Source organism: Brevibacterium sp. NPDC056726 (assembly GCF_042790515.1).
GTDB classification, from domain to species: Bacteria; Actinomycetota; Actinomycetes; order Actinomycetales; family Brevibacteriaceae; genus Brevibacterium; species Brevibacterium sanguinis.
The window spans coordinates 30327-47554 of sequence record NZ_JBHTYZ010000001.1 but is presented as its reverse complement, the minus strand read 5'-3'; the positions used below and the strand labels follow the sequence as shown (position 1 = coordinate 47554).

The 17228-nt window shown below is 69.4% G+C and carries 16 protein-coding genes; 12 read left to right on the top strand and 4 right to left on the bottom strand.

Annotated features, from left to right (window positions below; all coding sequences use genetic code 11):
- Positions 1–35: 35 nt before the first annotated feature.
- Positions 36–1898: an ABC transporter ATP-binding protein gene (locus tag ACFQ91_RS00235; protein ID WP_198499397.1), complete on the bottom strand. Its 1863-nt coding sequence runs from the start codon at positions 1896–1898 to the stop codon at positions 36–38.
- 169 nt (positions 1899–2067) lie between these two features.
- Positions 2068–3105, bottom strand: a complete 1038-nt coding sequence (gene coaA, locus ACFQ91_RS00230) for a type I pantothenate kinase (protein ID WP_137827057.1) — start codon at positions 3103–3105, stop codon at positions 2068–2070.
- A 266-nt stretch (positions 3106–3371) separates the two neighbouring features.
- Between coaA and glmS the strand changes: the two genes are divergently transcribed.
- The 3 genes from glmS (at position 3372) to ACFQ91_RS00215 (ending at position 7350) form a co-directional block, all read left to right on the top strand.
- Entirely contained in the window at positions 3372–5246 is a 1875-nt protein-coding gene (glmS, locus tag ACFQ91_RS00225; RefSeq protein ID WP_198499395.1) for a glutamine--fructose-6-phosphate transaminase (isomerizing), read from the top strand.
- Positions 5247–5396: 150 nt separating this feature from the next.
- Complete coding sequence (locus ACFQ91_RS00220; RefSeq protein WP_137827059.1) at positions 5397–5819, top strand: holo-ACP synthase; 423 nt, start codon at positions 5397–5399, stop codon at positions 5817–5819.
- 118 nt (positions 5820–5937) lie between these two features.
- Positions 5938–7350 carry an amidohydrolase gene (locus ACFQ91_RS00215; protein WP_376870777.1) on the top strand — a complete coding sequence of 471 codons (1413 nt, stop codon included), beginning with the start codon at positions 5938–5940 and terminating at the stop codon, positions 7348–7350.
- 52 nt (positions 7351–7402) lie between these two features.
- Here ACFQ91_RS00215 and ACFQ91_RS00210 read toward each other — a convergent pair whose 3' ends face one another.
- Complete coding sequence (locus ACFQ91_RS00210) at positions 7403–8362, bottom strand: hypothetical protein (protein WP_376903998.1); 960 nt, start codon at positions 8360–8362, stop codon at positions 7403–7405.
- 146 nt (positions 8363–8508) lie between these two features.
- Between ACFQ91_RS00210 and ACFQ91_RS00205 the strand changes: the two genes are divergently transcribed.
- From ACFQ91_RS00205 to ACFQ91_RS00185, 5 genes are read left to right on the top strand one after another with little or no spacing between them, the layout of a single operon-like run.
- A complete protein-coding gene (locus tag ACFQ91_RS00205; protein ID WP_376870783.1) occupies positions 8509–10029 on the top strand; it encodes a bifunctional ADP-dependent NAD(P)H-hydrate dehydratase/NAD(P)H-hydrate epimerase in 1521 nt (506 codons plus the stop codon).
- Positions 10026–11285, top strand: a complete 1260-nt coding sequence (alr, locus tag ACFQ91_RS00200) for an alanine racemase (protein ID WP_376870786.1) — start codon at positions 10026–10028, stop codon at positions 11283–11285. Before ACFQ91_RS00205 ends, alr begins: the two co-directional genes overlap by 4 nt.
- A complete protein-coding gene (tsaE, locus tag ACFQ91_RS00195) occupies positions 11282–11914 on the top strand; it encodes a tRNA (adenosine(37)-N6)-threonylcarbamoyltransferase complex ATPase subunit type 1 TsaE (protein ID WP_376870789.1) in 633 nt (210 codons plus the stop codon). Before alr ends, tsaE begins: the two co-directional genes overlap by 4 nt.
- Positions 11915–11926: 12 nt before the next feature.
- The gene (tsaB, locus tag ACFQ91_RS00190) at positions 11927–12640 is read left to right on the top strand and encodes a tRNA (adenosine(37)-N6)-threonylcarbamoyltransferase complex dimerization subunit type 1 TsaB (protein ID WP_376870792.1); all 714 of its coding nucleotides are present in this window, start codon (positions 11927–11929) and stop codon (positions 12638–12640) included.
- Positions 12641–12648: 8 nt separating this feature from the next.
- A complete protein-coding gene (locus ACFQ91_RS00185) occupies positions 12649–13137 on the top strand; it encodes a GNAT family N-acetyltransferase (RefSeq protein ID WP_376870795.1) in 489 nt (162 codons plus the stop codon).
- A 43-nt stretch (positions 13138–13180) separates the two neighbouring features.
- Here the strand turns inward: ACFQ91_RS00185 and ACFQ91_RS00180 are convergent, their stop codons facing one another.
- Positions 13181–13825: a heme oxygenase (biliverdin-producing) gene (locus ACFQ91_RS00180; protein WP_376870798.1), complete on the bottom strand. Its 645-nt coding sequence runs from the start codon at positions 13823–13825 to the stop codon at positions 13181–13183.
- A gap of 130 nt (positions 13826–13955) precedes the next feature.
- Between ACFQ91_RS00180 and ACFQ91_RS00175 the strand changes: the two genes are divergently transcribed.
- Genes ACFQ91_RS00175 through ACFQ91_RS00160 form a run of 4 tightly spaced genes read left to right on the top strand, consistent with a single transcriptional unit; the run spans position 13956 to position 17215 of the window.
- Complete coding sequence (locus tag ACFQ91_RS00175; RefSeq protein WP_376870801.1) at positions 13956–14903, top strand: aldo/keto reductase; 948 nt, start codon at positions 13956–13958, stop codon at positions 14901–14903.
- The gene (locus tag ACFQ91_RS00170; protein WP_198499387.1) at positions 14900–15568 is read left to right on the top strand and encodes a hypothetical protein; all 669 of its coding nucleotides are present in this window, start codon (positions 14900–14902) and stop codon (positions 15566–15568) included. Before ACFQ91_RS00175 ends, ACFQ91_RS00170 begins: the two co-directional genes overlap by 4 nt.
- Entirely contained in the window at positions 15565–16644 is a 1080-nt protein-coding gene (gene tsaD / locus ACFQ91_RS00165) for a tRNA (adenosine(37)-N6)-threonylcarbamoyltransferase complex transferase subunit TsaD (RefSeq protein WP_198499386.1), read from the top strand. Before ACFQ91_RS00170 ends, tsaD begins: the two co-directional genes overlap by 4 nt.
- Positions 16631–17215 carry an NUDIX domain-containing protein gene (locus ACFQ91_RS00160; protein WP_198501026.1) on the top strand — a complete coding sequence of 195 codons (585 nt, stop codon included), beginning with the start codon at positions 16631–16633 and terminating at the stop codon, positions 17213–17215. The genes tsaD and ACFQ91_RS00160 overlap by 14 nt, the downstream gene beginning before the upstream one ends.
- Positions 17216–17228 lie beyond the last annotated feature (13 nt).

Below are 17228 nucleotides of genomic sequence, written 5' to 3'. Positions count from 1 at the left end.
TCGCTCTGCTAACCGCTCGGGCCCCTTCCCGGGCCTCAGCTGGCGGAGAACTGCGTCGCGTAGAGCTCCGCGTAGCGGCCGCCGCGGGAGAGCAGCTCGGAGTGCGAGCCGGATTCGACGATGCGACCGTCTTCGACGACGAGGATCGTGTCGGCCTGCCGGATCGTCGAGAGCCGGTGGGCGATGACGAGCGCGGTGCGCCCCGACATCGCCTGCGTCAGCGCCTGCTGCACGGCCGCCTCGTTGGTCGAATCGAGCGCCGAGGTGGCCTCGTCGAGGACGACGATCTCCGGGGCCGCGAGCAGCATCCGCGCGATCGTCAGGCGCTGGCGCTCGCCGCCGGAGAGCCGGTAGCCGCGCTCGCCGACGACCGTGTCGAGGCCGTCGGGCAGGCTCGCGATGACGGTGTGCAGCTGCGCCCGGTCGAGAGCGTCGGCGAGTTCCGCCTCGGTGGCATCGGGCTTCGCGAGCAGCAGGTTCGAGCGGATCGACTCGTGGAAGACGTGACCGTCCTGGGTGACGACCCCGACGGTGCGGCGCAGCGTCTCGGCGGAGAGCTCGCGGACATCGACGCCGCCGATCGTGATCGCTCCCTTCGTCACGTCGTAGAGGCGCGGCAGGAGAGAGGCGATCGTCGACTTGCCGGCTCCCGAGGACCCGACGAGGGCGACGGTGTGCCCGGCCGGGATCGTGAAGTCGAGGTCGTGGAGGACCTCCTGCCCGCCGCGGGAGTCGAGGACGGAGACGTCCTCGAGGCTCGCGAGGCTGACCTGCTGTGCGCTCGGGTACGCGAAGCTGACATCGTCGAATCGGATGTCGAGCCCGGTCGCCGGCAGCTCCTTGGGCTGGGTCGGCTGCTTGATGAAGGGCACGAGGTCGAGGATCTCGAAGACCCGCTGGAAGCTGACGACCGCGCTCATGATGTCGAGTCGGGCGTTCGCGAGCATCGTCAGCGGCGTGTAGAGCCGGGTGAGCAGGAGCGCGAGGGTGACGACCTGACCGGCGTTGAGATTGCCGAGGACGGCCTGGGCGCCGCCGATGCCGTAGACGAGAGCGAGGGCGAGGGCGGAGACGAGGGTGAGCGAGGAGACGAACGTCGACTGGAGCATCGCGACCTTGACGCCGATGTCGCGGACCTGACCGGCACGATCGGCGAACTCGCGGTTCTCCGTGGCCGGATTTCCGAAGAGCTTGATGAGCGTGGCACCCCCGGCGGAGAACCGCTCGGTCATCCGCGTCGACATGTCCGCGCTGTTCTCCGCGGCCTGGAACTGCAGGGACGCGAGCTTCCCGCTGAGCAGCCTGGTGGGAATGATGAAGAGCGGGAGCAGGAGGATCGACAGGGCGGTGACCTGCCAGGAGATCGTCACCATCACGCCGACGGTGAGGATGAGCGAGACGATGTTCGACACGATCCCCGACAGGGTGTTCGAGAACGCCCGTTGCGCACCGATGACATCGGTGTTGAGGCGGGAGACGAGTGCGCCGGTGCGGGTGCGGTTGAAGAACGCGATCGGCATCGACTGCACGTGCTCGTAGACGGCCGTGCGCAGGTCGAAGATGAGGCCCTCGCCGATCTGCGAGGACAGGTAGCGGTTGGAGATGCTGATCGCGGCATCGGCGATCGCCAGGGCACCGATGGCCACGGCGATCCACACGACCGTGGCGACGGGGCCGCCCCCGGTGATCGCATTGACGACGTCACCGGCGAGGACGGGGTTGAGCACGCCGATGATCGCCGATCCGACGGAGAGGGTGAGGAAGACGGCGAGCTTCTTCTTGTGCCGTTTGGCGAAGCCGACGATCCGCCGGTAGGTGCCCGGCTGGATCTTCGTGTCCGGGGTGCGCTTGTTCTTCACCGAGGTGTACATCAGTCGGTGGGCTGACTGCATGCTCATCGTGGCCTCATTTCCTCTTCTCGCCCCTCGGCGTCGCGTGCTCGTGATCGCGCAGCGGCCCGGGCGAAGGCGCATCGCCTCCTCGGAGATCTCGAACTGTGCACCCTGTGCAACTATTTGCGCGGCGATTCTATTTCCGAGATCCGCAGGAGATGCCGCACCGAGGCGGTCAGAGCTTGCGCAGCTGCACCTTGCGGATCGTGTGGTCGGCGGACTTGTGGAGGACGAGGTCGGCGCGGCCGCGGCTGGGCAGGACGTTCTCCCGCAGGTTGGGGAAGTTGATCGAGTCCCAGATCTCCGTCGCCAGCGTCACCGCCTCGTCGTCGCTGAGCTTCGAGTACCGGTGGAAGTAGGAGTCGGGGTCCTGGAACGCGCCGTGCTTGAGCTTGAGGAAGCGGGAGACGTACCACTCGCGGATGTCGCGGGAACGGGCATCGACGTAGACGGTGAAGTCGAAGTAGTCGCTCGTCGACAGGCCCACGGTGCCGTCGGGGCGGGGTCGGGCCGGCTGGAGGACGTTGAGGCCCTCGACGATGAGGACATCGGGGGAGCGGACGACCACCTCGGCGCCGGGAACGATGTCGTACGTGTGGTGGGAGTACACGGGCGCGCGGACCTCGGGGGCACCGGACTTCACGGCCGAGAGGAACCGGAGGAGCCTGCGACGATCGTACGACTCGGGGAAGCCCTTGCGTCCGCCCAGGTGACGGCGTTCGAGTTCGGCATTGGGGTAGAGGAAGCCGTCGGTGGTGATGAGCTCGACGCGCGGGGTGTCGGGCCACCGGGCGAGGAGCTCGCGGAGCACGCGCGCCGTCGTCGACTTGCCGACCGCGACCGACCCGGCGACGCCGATGACGAACGGGGTGCGCTTGGCGTCCTGCGGTTCGAGCCCGAGCTCGTGGAGGGGGGAGAAGAACTCCCGCGTCATCTGGTGCTTGCCCTGCCGGGCGGAGACGTAGAGGTTGAGCAGGCGGGAGAGCGGCAGGTAGACCTGAGCCACCTCGTCGAGGTCGATGCGATCGCCGAGGCCTCGCAGCCGCTCGATGTCGCGCTGGGTCAGCGGCAGCGGCGTCGACTGCGCGAGCTTCCCCCACACCTCCCGGTCGAACTCCCAGAACGGCGAGCTCGGCTGGTCCTCGATCTTCTTCGCGGTGTTGAGTCCGGCGAGGCGGCGCGCACGGTCCAGCTGGGGGTCGACATGAGGCATGGGGACAATTGTGTCATGCGTCATGTGAGGTGCCGTGCGCACCCGGTCACCGGCAGCGTCCTCGCCGAGGTGGGGCAGCGGTCGTCACGGCCGTGCGGTGGGTCGGTCGCCTCGGCGCAGTGCCTCCGTTCACGCCCGCGTCGTGCCCCTGGTCACGCCCGCGCAGTGGGGCCGGTCACGGCCGCGCAGTGGGGCCGGTCACCTCGGCGGGAGAGCGGGGGACCCGGTGAGCGGTGGGCTTGACGCGGCCCAGTAAAATTCTGCTCATGTGTGGAATCGTAGGTTATGTCTCCAGTGCGCCGGTCGCCGATGTCGACCATACTGCGCTCGACGTTGTGCTCGCCGGTCTCAAACGGCTCGAATACCGAGGATATGACTCCGCTGGAGTCGCCCTCGTCACCCCCGATGGCGAACTCGCCACGGCGAAGAAGGCAGGCAAGCTCTCCAACCTGACCGATGACCTCGAAGCGAACGAGCTGCCGCTCGCGCAGACGGGCATCGGCCACACCCGGTGGGCGACCCACGGCGGACCGACCGACGTCAATGCCCACCCCCATGTCGCCGACGGAGGGCGCCTCGCGCTCATCCACAACGGCATCATCGAGAACTTCGCGCAGCTCAAGGCTCCGCTCGTCGCCGAGGGCTTCGAGTTCACCTCGGAGACCGACACCGAGGTGGCCGCCGCGCAGCTCGCGAAGAACTACCGCGCCACCGGTGACCTCACCGCCGCGATGCGCGAGACCGCGCAGCAGCTCGAGGGCGCGTTCACCCTGCTCGCCGTCCACGCCGACCTGCCCGGCACCGTCGTCGCCGCGCGCCGCAACTCGCCGCTGGTCATCGGCCTCGGCGAAGGGGAGAACTTCCTCGGCTCCGACGTCGCCGCATTCATCGACTACACGCGCACAGCCGTGGAGATCGGCCAGGACGAGGTCGTGACGATCACGCCCGACTCGGTCGTCATCACCGACCTCGCCGGCAAGGTCGTGCCCGGTGAGCAGTTCGAGGTCGACTGGGACACCGCCTCGGCGGAGAAGGGCGGATTCTCCTCCTTCATGGACAAGGAGATCCACGATCAGCCGCAGGCCGTCGGCGACACCCTGCTCGGGCGCTTCGACACCGACGGCAAGCTCTCGCTCGACGAGATGAACATCGACGAGGCCGTGCTCAAGACGATCGACAAGATCGTCGTCGTCGCGTGCGGCACCGCCGCCTACGCCGGTCAGGTCGCGAAGTACGCGATCGAGCACTGGTGCCGGATCCCCGTCGAGGTCGAACTCGCCCACGAGTTCCGTTACCGGGACCCCGTCGTCAACGAGAAGACGCTCATCGTCGCGATCTCCCAGTCGGGCGAGACGATGGACACGATCATGGCCGTCCGCCACGCCCGCCAGCAGGGTGCCAAGGTCATCGCGATCTGCAACACCTTCGGCTCGACGATCCCGCGCGAATCCGACGCCGTGCTCTACACGCACGCCGGTCCGGAGATCGCCGTGGCCTCGACGAAGGCGTTCCTCTCGCAGGTCGTCGCCTGCTACCTGCTCGGCCTCTACCTCGCGCAGCTGCGCGGGAACAAGTTCCGCGACGAGATCTCGCTCATCCTCAAGGAGCTGCAGACGATCCCGGAGAAGATCCAGCGGATCCTCGACGAGGGCAAGGACCAGGTCCTCGAGCTCGCGCGGCGCAACGAGGATGTCGGCTCGGTGCTCTTCCTCGGCCGCCACGTCGGCTACCCGGTCGCGATGGAGGGTGCGCTCAAGCTCAAGGAGCTCGCCTACATCCACGCCGAGGGCTTCGCCGCCGGTGAGCTCAAGCACGGCCCGATCGCGCTCATCGACGACGGCCAGCTCGTCATCATCGTCGTGCCGTCGAAGCGCGGCCGCGACTCGCTCCACGCGAAGGTGATCTCGAACATCCAGGAGGTCCGCGCCCGCGGTGCGAACACCGTGGTCATCGCCGAGGAGGGTGACGAGGAGGTGCGCGAGTTCGCATCCGAGGTCATCTACGTCCCGGAGACGACGACGCTCATGGCGCCGCTGCTGACCACCGTGCCGCTGCAGATCTTCGCGATGGAGCTCGCGACGGCGAAGGGACTCGACGTCGACCAGCCCCGCAACCTCGCGAAGTCCGTCACCGTCGAATGACGCACCCTCGAGCCCGGGCCGCGCATGATGCGGCCCGGGCTCGAGTCTCACACTGACCGGGCGCACGCTGACCAGTCGCATGGCACGCATCCGAGTCGCACTGGAGAACGTCGGACCGGAGAACTGTCACTCTGGAGAACAGGGGAGGCCATGGCCATTCTGGGAATCGGCACCGACATCGCCGATGTGCCGCGCTTCGCCGAGCACATCGAACGCGTGCCGGAACTCCTCGACCGCCTCCTCACCCCTGCCGAACAGCTCAAGCGCAACGGGAAGCGCCGCACGGACGCGTCCCTGGCGGCGCGGTTCTCCGCGAAGGAGGCGCTGAAGAAGGCGATCGGGTTCCCCGGCTGGCTGCCATGGCAGTCCGCCGAGGTGGTCCCCGCCCGATCCGGTGCCCCCTCGTTCCGTCTGCGCGGGCTCGTTCTCGAGCACTTCCGCCTCATCGGCGGCACGAACCTCCACCTGTCGATCACCCACGACGCGAACGTGACGATGACCTTCGTCATCGCCGAGGGTGAGGGGCCCTCACTCAGCCCCGGCGTCGAGTGGGACGCGAACCACTTCGGGTAGACGCCGGCCGGTGCGACCGAATCGAGGTCGCAAAGTGTCGATTTCGGACTCGCACATCGACACTCTGCGTCCGGAAAATCGTCTCGGAGCTCGCCGTGGGCAGGAATAGACTCATCCCATGACCTCCGCCGCCGACCCCCGCGACCCCGAATCCCCTGCGTCCGCCACCGAGGCCGACTCCGCCGACCCCTCCTCCGCTGAATCCGCCGCGTCCACCACCTCGGCGGCTCCCTCCGACACCCCCGCGACCGCCACCGCGGAGCCCCTCCCGGACACCACCTCGGCGGCGCACCCCGGCACCACTGCGGCAGGCCTCCCCACCCCCGCTGACGCCGCGGCCATCGCCGGGGACCTCGTCGCCCTGCGCCGGGCCCTCCACGCGAATCCGGAGGTCGGCCTCGACCTGCCCGCGACGCAGGCCCTCGTCAGGGACGCCATCGCCGATCTCGACGTCGAGCTCACCGCGGGCCACGCGCTGTCCTCCCTCGTCGCCGTCCTCCGCGGCGGCAAGCGCACCGCGGACTCGACCGGCGTCGTGCCCGCGGTCCTCCTCCGCGGTGACATGGATGCCCTCCCCATCACCGAGGCGACCGGCTTCGACTTCGCCGCGACGAACGGGAACATGCACGCGTGCGGCCATGACCTCCACACCGCCGGACTCGTCGGGGCGCTGCGCCTCCTCCACGACAAGCGCGCCGAGCTGCCCGGCGACGTCGTCATCATGTTCCAGCCCGGCGAGGAGGGCTACGACGGTGCCGGGTGGATGCTCGACGAAGGCGTCCTCGACGCGGCCGGACCGCGGGTCAAAGCCGCCTACGGCATCCACGTCTCCGCTGATCAGGACCTCGGCGTCGGCTCCTCCCGGCGAGGGTCGTACATGGCCGCGTTCGCGAAGATGACGATCACCGTCCGCGGGCTGGGCACGCACGCGTCCCGCCCGGCCAGCGGTCGCGACCCCATCGAGGTCGGGGCGATGCTCGTCGGCCAGCTCCAGGAGTACGTCACCCGCCGCTTCGACATCTTCGACCCCATCGTCGTCACCGTCGGCCAGTTCAACGGCGGCACCGCCCCCAACGTCATCCCCGACTTCGCCACCCTCGTCGTCAGCGTGCGCACGTTCTCCGACGAGGTGACGACCCGCGCCGAGGCGGAGCTGCCCCATCTCGTCACCACGCTCGTCGCCGCGCACGGGCTCGAAGCCGAGGTCGACTACGAGCGGATCCTCCCGCCGACGATCAACGACGACGCCGAGGCGGACTTCTTCCTCGCGACCTTCGCCGACCTCTTCGGCGCCGACCGCACCGTCACCAGGGCGAACCCGCTGCCGGGGTCCGAGGACTTCTCCCGTGTGCTCGCCGAGGTGCCCGGCGCCTACGGGCACTTCGGCGTCGCCCTGCCCACCCTGCCCGTCGCCGAGCGCGAAGCCAACCACTCACCGCGGGCCCGGCACAGCGACGAGGGCCTGGCTGACCAGGCGCTCTTCCTCGCCCACCTCGCCGGGCGGAAGCTCAAGCAGCTGGCGGGGGAGTGAGTTGATCCGTGTCGACCGAATCTGGTTTCCGGGAATCTGCCAGACACGCCCGTCAGGATCTGCGAGGATTTTCCGCAGAGCGGGCGGGCGTTTGACGCGTCGCAAAGATTGTTCGCAATTCCTGACCGCCGATCACTGAGCGGTCCGCGATCTCCAGTGTCAGTGCATTCACCTCGTCTGCGTGGGCAGCGAGGATTTCCGTTGCCTGGTCGCTGGCCACTCGAAGATAGTTCTCCACAGTGCCCTCGGCCGTGAAGCCCTGCGGGGTTCGTCCCCGTGCCACGAGTTTGAGAGCGATCTTCTCCGCTTGCTCGAAATCGCCACCGTCGCCGTGGGCGGACAACGCTGAGTGTCTCTGTGCTGCGATTCCGGATACCGCTATGCGAAGGTCCTGCCAGAGTTCATCGACTGGGTCGATGGGAGGAAAGGCCGGGTAGAACGAGGTTTCGCCTTCGAACTCACCATCTTCATCCCAGATCGCGGCCATTCGGGGACAGCGACCCAAGGCCATTCCGACTGCGACATGTGAGGCTTCATGTCGCGCGACTTCGTGCTCGCTCTCAGCGTTAAACCACTCGCCCCAGCGCTGTGCGGCGAGGCGGATCAACGTCTCCGGGCTGTCCTCAGGGTCTGCTTGGTCAATGATCCATAACGCGAAGTCATCGTCCCCGTCATATTTGTCGGTGAGCTGCCTCCATACCTTCTTGCGCGCAGCGGGGACGAGATCGCTATGGGCGTAGGGCGAAGTGGAATGCGGCTCATCATCGTCAAGGTCACCATCGGCGAACTCAGGACGACAGAGCAACCCGGCAATGAACCCTGAGAGCGCGACGACAGCGACCGCTCCGAGAATCACAACGAGGACAGCAGCAGCACCGGTCTCGTCCGGGTTGTTCTCGTCGAAGAGGCTGAGCACGCCCATGCTGGCGGCAATCCACAGGAGGAGGGGGATAGTGGTGACGAGCAGGACGAAAGACCAAGGAAAGGAGTGGGGAGTGAGAGATCGGGGCATTCCGCAATTATCCCTGAGCTGTCCCAGTCTGAATCCGATTCCGAGGGTGATCACCTTCTCAAATTCAGCGTTGCACGGGCTTAGACTCGTGTCGTCGGGCGTGCGTTGTCGGTGACTTTGCCGTCTGCAGTCAGAAGGAGCATTCGATGAGCACGTTCGCGTATCCGAGTCAGGTGATCAGGGACGCCGAGGCGCCTCTCCTCGAGGCAGGCGTCCCGCTCATGGCTCGGGCCGCCGGTGCCCTCGCACGGTATGCCGCGCAGACCCTGCGCTCCGCGCGCGGACAGATCGCCGGAGCGCGGGTGTGCGTGCTCGCCGGACCCGGCAACAACGCCGGCGACGCGCTCTTCGCCGCCGCCGCACTGGCCCGCCGCGGTGCCCTCGTCGATGTCATCACCCTCTTAGACCGCACCCATGCCGAGGGACTGACCGCCGCACAGCGCGCGGGAGCCGCTGTCCTCGCCGCCGGTGAGCCCGCCCATGCCGAAGCGCTCACCGCACTCGATCGCGCCGACCTCGTCCTCGACGGCATCCTCGGCACGGGCGGCCGCCGCGGGCTGCCGGGCCCCGTCACCGCGCTCATCCGCAACTGGCGGGCCGGCGACCCGACCGGCGCTGTCATCGCCGTCGACGTCCCCTCCGACCTCGACACCTCTGCCGACTCCGCACCCGACGCCCGCATCCACGCCGATGCCACGCTGACGTTCGGCGGACTCAAGGCCGGCCTCGTCGACCCCCGGGCCGCCGCCTTCACCGGGGCCGTCGACGTCGTCGACATCGGGCTCGATCTCGACCCCGCCGAGGCGGTCGCCGAGGTCCTCGACATCGGCGACCTCATCGCCGAGTTCCCCCGCCCCGTCGCCGCCGATCACAAGTACTCCCGCGGGGTCCTCGGCGTCGTCGCGGGGTCCGCGATGTACCCGGGCGCGGGCGTGCTCACCTCGGGTGCGGCGGTGAACACCGCGGCCGGGATGGTCCGCTACCTCGGCGACGGGGAGGTCGGGGACCGGATCCTCGACCGGCACGCCGAGGTGGTCCTCGCCGCCGGTCGCATCGACGCCCTCGTCGTCGGATCAGGGGATCCCGAGCAGGGGTTCGTCGAGGCCGCACTCGGCGCGATCGCCGAGACTACGGTGCCGCTCGTCCTCGACGCCGGAGCCCTCGACCTCGTCGGACACGACGAGCCCGATGCGAACCGACCGGTCGTTCTCACCCCGCACGCGGGTGAGCTCTCCCGCCTGCTCAGCCGCCTCCTCGGCGAGATCATCACCTCCCGCCGGGTCGCGGCGGACCCCCTCCACTGGGCGCGGAAGGCCGCCGCGGTGACCGGGCACGTCGTCCTCCTCAAGGGCGCGCAGACGGTCATCGCCTGTCCCGACGGCTTCGCGGTGCTCCCGTCGCCGGGGCCGGCGAGCCTCGCGACGGCCGGGTCCGGCGACGTCCTCACCGGCATCATCGGCACCCTGCTCGCCGCGGCCCAGGCACGGCGGCGGACCCGTGGCGAGGACGGACCGCTGCCTGCGCGCGCCGCCGCGCACACGGCCGGCCTCGGCGTGCTGCTCCACAATGCGGCCGGGGAGCTGTCGATCAACGCCGAACAGCTCGTCACCGCGACCGGCACGGTGACGACCGCCCTCGTCCACGGGGACGGTATCCTTGTCCAGTGACTTCTCGCGAATCCCAGGGCTCTGTCGTCAGAGCTGAGATCGATGCGGCCGCCCTGCGCGCCAATGCCGCCGTCCTCGCTGCGGGAATCGCGCCGGCCAGACTCAAATGCGTCGTCAAGGCCAACGCCTACGGGCACGGCGTCGACATCGTCGCGACGGCCCTCCACGCCGCCGGACACCGCGAGTTCTGCGTCGCCACCCTCGACGAGGCGCTGCATCTGCGCGGTCTCCTCGGTCCCGACGCGGACATCATGGCCTGGCTCTACGGTCCCGAATCCGACCTCGACGGACCCCTGCACGCCGACATCGCCCTCGGTGTGTCCACACTCGGGGCCCTCGACCGGATCCTCGAGGCGACCGAGCGGACGGGCACGACCGCGCGGATCCACCTCAAGATCGACAGCGGGCTCGGGCGCAACGGTCTGACGCCCGACGATGTCGCCGCCGTGCTCGCGAAGCTCAGGGCTTGTGCCGCCGCGGACCGTCCCCGCCTCGTCGTCGCCGGGGTCATGAGCCACTTCGCCGTCGCCGACGAACCCGACCGCCCCGAAACCGCGCAGCAGCAGCAGGTCTTCGACACCGTGCGCGACGACCTCGTCGCCGTCCTCGAGGCCGCCGGCGGTCGCCTCGGCGAAGTCGACGAACTCGACATCCACATCGCGAACTCCCCGGCCGCACTCACCCTGCGGCCCGTGCCCGGCACCGCGGCCCGGGTCGGGCTCGCCCTCTACGGGCTCTCCCCGCTCGAGGACCGGTCGGCGCGGGATCTCGGCCTCACCCCGGTCATGCGCCTCGTCTCGGAGGTCGTCAACCTCAAGGACATCCCCGCAGGTCACGGGGCCTCCTACGGGCTGACGTACACCGCGGAGACCGACACGCGATTCGCCCTCGTGCCCGGAGGGTACGGCGATGGGCTGCCGCGGTCGGCGTCGAACCGCGCAGCGGTGACGATCCGCGGGCGGCGCTTCCCCGTCATCGGGCGCATCGCCATGGATCAGTTCATCGTCGACGTCGGCGACGCCGAGGTGGCTGTCGGCGATGAGGTCGTCATCTTCGGTCCCGACGGCCCGAGCGCCGACGAGTGGGGGGCGTGGGCGGACACGATCAACTACGAGATCGTCACGCGCATCAGCGCCCGCGTCGACCGCCTCGGCGTCGACGTCACCCGTGCCGATGTCGACGTCGACGGCAGCGGAGTCGACGTCGACGGCAGCGGAGTCGACATCGTCACCGGCGGGCGTGAGGGGGCGCCATGAGGATCCGCGTCACCTCCCTGGAGCGGATGCGCACCCTCGCCGAGGCGGTCGCCGAGCAGCTGCGCGCCGGTGACCTGCTCATCCTCACCGGCGATCTCGGGGCGGGGAAGACGACGTTCACGCAGTCCCTCGGCGCCGGCCTCGGGGTCGCGGGGCGGATCACCTCGCCGACGTTCGTCATCGCGCGGGAGCACCCGTCGACCCACGGCGGGCCTGCGCTCGTCCACGTCGATGCCTACCGCCTCGGTGCCGCCGAGGAGCTCTCCGACCTCGACCTCGACTCGGAGCTCGAGGAGTCGGTGACCGTCGTCGAGTGGGGCGAGGGACTGGCCGAGCAGCTGAGCGCCGACTACCTCGATCTCACGATCACCCATCCCGGCACCGCCGAGGCGGGCGACCCTGATTCGTTGGACGCCGGGGCGGGCAGCACTGACTCAAGCGACGCCGAGGCGACCGGCGACTTCGACCTCGACGATCCCGCCGATGACGACTACCTCGTCGACGAGAACCGCACCGTCGACATCGTCGGCCACGGGCCCGGGTGGGAGAGCCGCCTCGGCGGTCTCGCCACGGCGATCCGCACCGCCGGATTCGACGTCGCCGATGGTCCCGGGGACGATGGGTCGTAAGGAGGACCACGCATGATCATTCTCGGCATCGACACCTCTCAGGCCGCCTCGGTGGCGCTCATCGACACCGAATCGGGGGAGGTGCTCGCGGCGGAACAGGCCGATGACCAGCGCCGACACGTCGAGTTCATCGGACCGGCGCTCGAGCGCGTGCTCGCCCACCCCGCGGCGCCCGACCTCGTCGTCACCGGCACCGGCCCGGGGCCGTTCACCGGTCTGCGGGTCGGCATCGCCGCGGGCATCGCGGTCGGTCTCGCGCGCGAGATCCCCGTCCACGGCCTCCATTCGCAGGCGGCGATCGCCGAGGAGTTCCGCCGCCTGAACACGCCTCCTGATGCTCCGGGCACCGCCGGCGGTGACTCGGGACTCGTCCTCATCGCCGGGGACGCGCGCCGCAAGGAGGTCTACGCGAGCGTGTACTCGCCCGCCGCCGATCTCGTCGCCGGCCCGCTCGTCGCGAAACCCGCCGACCTCGCCGTGGAGCTGACCGCCCACGGCGTTGATGACGCGGCGATCGGCGAGCGTCTCGGGCGCGGCTTCGCCCTCTACTCCGACCTCCTCGGCGCCTCGACCCGACCCGACATCGTCGACCCCAGGGCCGAGTTCCTCGCCTTCGCCGCCGCCCGTGAGCTCGCGGCGGGGCGAGAGCTCGGCGAACCGGTCCCCGAGTACCTCCGCGAACCCGATGCCGCGGCGACGCCCGTGCGCCAGAGCACGCTCAAGTAGCCGCGCCCGTGCAGATCGCCGACCTCCCGTGGTGGGACCTCGCCGAGGTGGCCGAGGCCGATGCGCGCATCTTCGGCCCCACCGCCTGGACCGTCCAGTACTACTGGGCGGTGCGGGCCCAACCGGGCACGGCGATGTTCGCCGCGCGTCTCCCGGAGGTCGGGGAGGACGAGGCGGTGACCGGTGGGCCTCCCGATCATGCGTCTTCTGGGGTGCTCGCGGGCTGGGTGGTCATGTCGGCGATCGGTGCGGAAGCCGATGTCATGACGATCGCGACCACCGAGGCGGCCCGCGGACACGGGGTCGGCCGCAGTCTCCTCACCGCCGGGCTCGACTGGGCTGCCCGCCAGGGTGCCGAGATCGTCCACCTCGAGGTCGCCGACGGCAATGACGCGGCGCTCGGCCTCTATCGGTCGCTCGGCTTCGAGGAATGGGGAAGGCGCCCCGACTACTATCCGGGCGCCGACGCGATCCTCATGCGCCGCAGCCTGCGCTAGCGACGTCGCCTCGAGCGAATGAGCCCGCGGCCTGACGCGGGTCTTACGCGACCGGGGCGGACCGGTCACTGAGCTCGGAGAGCAGCGCCCCGTTGAGGTCGAAAGCCCGCAGCGTCTCGGCGATGACGGCCTCCTCGTCGCCGCCGGTCGCCGCGACCTCGTCGAGACGACCGCGATAGGCGTCCTTGTACGGCTTCCCCTTGCCGAGCGCGGTGAAGTCCCACATCGTCAGCGCCTCCTCGGGAAGCCCGTAATGCCTGCCCATGAGGGTGCCTATCGCCTGCCCGCCGGAGAGATCGCCGAGGTAGCGGGTGTAATGGTGCGCGATCATCTGCTCGGGGGTGCCGAGGGCGGCGAGATGATCGGCATAGGCCTGCGCACTCGTCGTCACCGCGATCCCGGAGACGTCGATGCCGTCGACGCGATCGAGGGCGGCGAGGTCGGCGCTGATCCGCGCGGAGCGCTCTAGCCGGGGGTCGTGGAACGGGGCGAACACGGGAGAGGCGGCGAAGTCACGGGCCCGTGCCTCGAGGGCTGCGTAGATGACCTCGTACTGCCTGAGCAGTGTCGCGTACGCAGCCGCATCGAGCCGGCCCTCCATGAGCTCGACCATGAAGTCCGTGTGCTCGACCTCGTCGTGGATCGTCGCCGTGCTGCCCTTGAGACGAGCGGAGAACGGGTCGGTCATGGCTGCTCCTCTGATGTCGCCGGGTGGACAGAGTCTATCGCGGCAGGCTCCGTGACCGCTGGGTTCGCACCCCCTCCATCCTCAACCCGACCTGAGGACGGAGAACCGCCTCGGCGAGTAGGGTGGAGACATGACACGAGTGCAACTGGCAGACACGAATCTCATGGTTCACCCCCTGCAGCTGGGCGGCAATCCGTTCGGGTGGGGCGCTGATCGGGACGAGAGCTTCGCCGTCCTCGATGCCTACGCCGAGGCGGGGGGTAATTTCATCGACACCGCCGATGCCTACTCGGTCTGGGTCGAGGGCAACTCGGGTGGGGAGTCGGAGACGATCATCGGCGAATGGATGGCCGCCCGCGACAACCGCGACGAGATGGTCATCGCGACGAAGGTCGGGATGCTCCCGAAGCAGAAGGGGCTCGACCCGGTCAACATCCGCGAGGCCCTCGATGCCTCACTGCGTCGGCTCGGCACCGACCGCGTCGACCTCTACTACGCGCACATCGATGATGAGAAGGTCGACCAGGTCGCCGTCGCGGAGACGTTCGACGCGCTCGTCCGCTCGGGCAAGGTCAGCTACCTCGGTGCCTCGAACTTCTCCCTCGACCGGCTGAAGTCGGCGATGAAGATCAGCGAGAAGTACTCGCTCGCGCACTACCGGGTCGTTCAGGACAAGTTCAACCTCGTCTCCCGGGGCGCCGTCGATGCCGATAAGCAGGAGTACCTCCGCAGCCGCGGCATCGCCGAACTGCCCTACCACTCGCTGGCCTCGGGCTTCCTCACCGGCAAGCACACCGGCGGTGACGCCACCGGCAGCGTCCGCGGCGAACGGGTCGGAGACCTCCTCGAGGACCAGAACGCCCTCCGCGCCCTCGAAGTCCTCCACGACGTCGCCGCCTCCCACGATGCGTCGATGACCGCGACGGCGATCGCCTGGCAGCTCAGCCATGACTTCATTCCCTCGACGATCGCCTCGGCGCGGGTGCCCGAGCAGCTCACCGAGCTCCTCGCCGGCACCGAGCTCACCCTCACCGATGCCGAGATCGCGCAGCTCGACGACGCGTGGGCCGACGCATGATCGCGCCCGATCCGCGCCTTGTGACCTGGGAGAACGGCACCGACCTCGTCATCGAGCTGCCGCTGACGGTGACGCCGGCGGCGGCGTGGGCACGCCTGACCGACGGGGAGCGCGCCGGTGACTGGTTCGCTCCCTTCACCGTCGACGGCGACTCCGTGTCCTTCGACCTCGGCGTCTCCGAACTCGGGCAGACCGAACTCGTCGGGGAGATCCTCAGCTGCGAGGACGAGGAGCACGTCCTCGTCGAGTTCGTCGAATTCGGCGTCCTCGGCATCCAGCTGCTGCCCGTCGCGGTCGATGCCGCCGCCGCGTCTGCTGACCCGTCGCTGGGTCCGGAGGCGGCGACCGTGGCTGCCGCGGATGAGACCGACGGCACCGTCCTCGTGTTCACCCAGTCGGCCACCGACGCCGAGGCGGCCCGCCAGAAGGCCGCCGACTTCGGTCCGATGTGGGACACGCACCTGCGGATGTTCGCCCGCAGCCTCGGCGTCGAGGCGCCTGAGGCCGACGACGACGACCTGCTGCGCACGTACGCCGACCTCGAACTCGAGGTCGATGACGCCGCTGAGGACGACCTCGGCGATCCGGATCTCGACGATCTCGGGACCGCTGAACCGGAGGACGCCCGCGTCGGCGAGCCGCACCGCGGTACGGAGAGCCGATGAGCGACCCCCTCGTCCTCGGCATCGAATCCTCGTGCGACGAGACCGGGGTCGGCATCGTGCGCGGGCGCACGCTGCTGACGAACACGGTGTCGTCGTCGATGGACGACCATATCCGGTTCGGCGGAGTCGTCCCCGAGGTCGCCTCCCGCGCCCACGTCCAGGCGATCGGTCCCGCGATCGTCGCCGCGTGCGATGAGGCCGGGGTCGCCCTCGGCGATCTCGACGCGATCGCGGTGACCGCAGGACCCGGACTGTCCGGGGCGCTCATGGTCGGCGTGGGCGCCGCGAAGGGACTGGCCACGGCGCTTGGGCTGCCGCTCTACGGCGTCAACCATCTCGCCGCCCACGTCGCCGTCGACCTCGTCGCCGACGACATCGACGGTCTGCGGACGCCGACGATCGCCCTGCTCGTCTCGGGCGGGCACACGGAGATCCTCCGCATCGGCGACATCGTCGACGACATCGAGCTCCTCGGGGCGACGATCGACGATGCCGCCGGTGAGGCGTTCGACAAGACTGCTCGGCTGCTCGGGCTGAGCTACCCCGGGGGCCCGAACATCTCGAAGGCCGCGCTCGGCCTCCTCGACGGCACGGGTGTGCCCGGTGACCGCACGGCGGTGCGGTTCCCGCGCGGGCTTGCGAAGAAGGACGATCTGCGCGATCCCGAGCGTCGGTTCAACTTCTCCTTCTCCGGGCTCAAGACTGCGGCCCTGCGTGAGGTGACGAAGGCTGAGGCACTCGGCAGCGACCTGAGGGTGGCCGACATCGCCGCCGGGTTCGAAGACGCCGTCGTCGACGTCCTCGTGACGAAGACCCTACTCGCCGCCTCTGACACGGGCATCGACCACGTCGTCCTCGGGGGCGGGGTGGCGGCGAACGCGCACCTGCGCGAGGTGCTGGCCGCCCGCTGCGCCGAGGCGGGTGTGACACTGAGGGTGCCTCCGCTCAGCCTCTGCACCGACAACGGGGCGATGGTCGCCGCACTCGGTGCGGAACTCGTCTCCCGCGGTGCCGCCCCGAGCGATCTCGGCTTGGCCGCGGTCTCGTCGTTGGATGTCGATGATGTCCTCGTCTGACGGAGCCCGACGCTCTGACGAGGCCCCGGAAGACGCGACCGCGAACCACTCCGGTGAGGCCTCCTCGCCCGCCCGGTCAGAGCGCCTGCCCGACTCCCTGCCGCCTCGGCGCTCGGGTGACGGGTGGACCGTCGGCTCCGACGGAGAGAAGCACTGGGGTCTCAACGGCGCGGCCGGACTCATGCTCATCGACCCCGATCGCGGAGTGCTCATGCAGCACCGGGCGCTGTGGTCGGTGGCCGGCGGCACGTGGGGATTCCCCGGCGGGGCCCGCGACATGGGGGAGTCGGCGATCGATGCCGCGATCCGCGAATCCCACGAGGAGGCGGGTGTGCCCGATCCCGAGGGCAACGACTTCACGATCGTCGACTGCCATGTCCTCAACCTCGGCACATGGTCGTACACGACGGTCATCGCGAAGACCCTGCGGCACCTCGAGCCGGTGATCAACGATCCTGAGAGCATCGAGCTGCGCTGGGTGCCGCTCGACGAACTCCGCGACCTCGATCTCCACCCGGGGGTGGAGGCGAGCCTGCCGGAACTCGAAGAGCTCCTCGCCCCGCACCTCTAGGCAGCCCGCACCT